The sequence below is a fragment of the Microcystis sp. M53603_WE2 genome (assembly GCF_030065435.1).
In genome coordinates this window covers 1-1,722 of sequence record NZ_JASJFF010001108.1, presented here as the reverse complement: position 1 = coordinate 1,722, position 1,722 = coordinate 1, and the positions used below count along the sequence as shown (strand labels likewise).

Sequence of the window (1,722 nt, the reverse complement as noted above, 5' to 3'; positions counted from 1 at the left end):
TTTGCCGAACGGTTGACGCAAGGAAACCCAACCATATCAAGTTTGCTGTGAGGTTCCGCTGTTGCTACAATTTGATCCCACATCCATAATTCTATCAAGCTAAAATGGAGTGCTATCTAGAAGGAACTTATGATGAAATACAAAATTGTCCTTTATCGTTCTGAAGAAGGAATTACTGTTGGCGTTCCTGCGCTCCCCGGTTGTTGGTCCGAGGGAGATACTGAGGAAGAGGCATTAACCAATATCCAAGATGCAATTCGTGAGTATCTTGCAGCCTTAGAAGAACGCTTGCAAGATGGGGAAATTCGTGAAATTGAAATGCAGGTGTAACTATGCCTAGAATTCCTGGCGTAAATCACCTAGATGCAGTACGAGCCTTGGAGAAGGTAGGCTTTCGGATCATTCGCCAAGGCAAACATATCATCATGAGTGATGGGGTGCGTCAAGTTGCTCTTCCAAGGCACAATCCAATTAAGGCATTTACAATGGGTGGAATTGTTCAAGATGCTGGTTTGACAGTCGCAGAATTTCGTAAACTATTATGAGTACGATGCCAAAGGCACTGCGTAGCAGATCGCCTCGTCCGTAGGTTGGGTTGACGCAAGGAAACCCAACATCAATCAACTCATAACAGAATGCGATGCCGAAGGCACTGCGTAGCAGCACGCCGATCTTGTAGGGTGCGTTAACGAAGTGAACGCACCTTATCTAATGTTCAAAATCCGTGCGTTACGCTAACGCTAACACACGCTACATCATATTTGATCGCCAAGATTAAGTGCGATCGTTTATCTCCGTAGGCTGGGTTGACGGCAGGAAACCCAGCATTGCTTTTCTCTATCAACACTAACCAAAAGCGCGATCCCACCCAAAACACATCGACCCTTATTAGAAGCGGATAATTTCGATCGTGCATCGCGATCGTTGAAAACAGACATCAAATTCTCGAAAAAAGTTCGTTTGCCCAAGAATTAAGGGTATCTGAGAGGTTTTTGCCCAAGCAAAGGCTAGACGAACAGGTTCCAAATTCCCAATTTGAACATACACAAATAACCCTCGTGCTTCAACCCTTGCAAGATTTCCGGCCAATGGCAAGCGGACAGTTTGTTCCTCCCAAATTGCACCCAATTGCGGCCCGATGTCGTAAGGTAATAGATTGACCGTAGATCCGGTATCCAGCAGGGCATTCGCAGAAACAGAAAGGCCTGCATGACTCAGAGTGATGGGAATCGTGGGTAATGCTTCATCGTCGGAAAGGGGAAATTCGACTGTACTAGGCATGGGTAGATGCCTCTCGGTCATCCTGAATCATATGCATCAGAATATTGGCGGCTTCCGTGGCATCGTAGGGCGACCAAATCGGATACTCTGATGCGGAAAAGATAACCTGTAGTTCAGCATCCGGGATTTGTGCAGCTAGGAGTTTGAAGAGTGATAATTTGTCTGTCTGGCTCAGATTGTTGACCAGAAGAATTAACTCAGTGAGTGACATGGCTTAAACTTCTAGATATGCGAGAATAAATTGCTCATCGAAAATTTTGGGTCTGAAACCCCGTCGTTCTACGACGGCTTTACTGTTAAATATTAGCACATTTACGAAATATATGCTAAAATGTGAGGTATGGAAAAAGCCTATTCTTACCGATTTTACCCCACACCCGAACAAGAGTCGCTATTGCGGCGCACATTGGGCTGTGTAAGATTGGTTTACAACAAAGCTCT

5 protein-coding genes are annotated in these 1,722 nt (G+C 45.2%); 3 read left to right on the top strand and 2 right to left on the bottom strand.

Annotated elements, in window-relative coordinates:
• Window positions 1–132 precede the first annotated feature (132 nt).
• Both PX481_RS23405 and PX481_RS23400 read left to right on the top strand, forming a co-directional pair.
• Entirely contained in the window at window positions 133–330 is a 198-nt protein-coding gene (locus PX481_RS23405; protein WP_002738180.1) for a type II toxin-antitoxin system HicB family antitoxin, read from the top strand.
• Between the two features lie 2 nt (window positions 331–332).
• A complete protein-coding gene (locus PX481_RS23400; RefSeq protein ID WP_002763902.1) occupies window positions 333–545 on the top strand; it encodes a type II toxin-antitoxin system HicA family toxin in 213 nt (70 codons plus the stop codon).
• 343 nt (window positions 546–888) lie between these two features.
• On the opposite strand, the gene PX481_RS23395 is transcribed toward PX481_RS23400, so the two are convergent.
• Window positions 889–1,281, bottom strand: coding sequence for a pepsin/retropepsin-like aspartic protease family protein (locus PX481_RS23395; RefSeq protein ID WP_002753443.1), 393 nt, complete (start codon window positions 1,279–1,281; stop codon window positions 889–891).
• On the bottom strand, window positions 1,274–1,492 hold the full coding sequence (locus tag PX481_RS23390) for a hypothetical protein (protein ID WP_002753442.1): 219 nt from the start codon (window positions 1,490–1,492) through the stop codon (window positions 1,274–1,276). The genes PX481_RS23395 and PX481_RS23390 overlap by 8 nt, the downstream gene beginning before the upstream one ends.
• 129 nt (window positions 1,493–1,621) lie before the next feature.
• Between PX481_RS23390 and PX481_RS23385 the strand changes: the two genes are divergently transcribed.
• Window positions 1,622–1,722, top strand: a 101-nt coding sequence (locus tag PX481_RS23385) for a helix-turn-helix domain-containing protein (RefSeq protein WP_286823842.1), incomplete at its 3' end; no start/stop codon positions are given.

What these genes read in the sequence shown, in the direction of transcription:
- PX481_RS23405 (WP_002738180.1), top strand. Translation starts at nt 133, where the DNA reads ATGAAATACAAAATTGTCCTTTATCGTTCTGAAGAAGGAATTACTGTT.
- PX481_RS23400 (WP_002763902.1), top strand. Translation starts at nt 333, where the DNA reads ATGCCTAGAATTCCTGGCGTAAATCACCTAGATGCAGTACGAGCCTTG.
- PX481_RS23395 (WP_002753443.1), bottom strand. Translation starts at nt 1,281, where the DNA reads ATGCCTAGTACAGTCGAATTTCCCCTTTCCGACGATGAAGCATTACCC.
- PX481_RS23390 (WP_002753442.1), bottom strand. Translation starts at nt 1,492, where the DNA reads ATGTCACTCACTGAGTTAATTCTTCTGGTCAACAATCTGAGCCAGACA.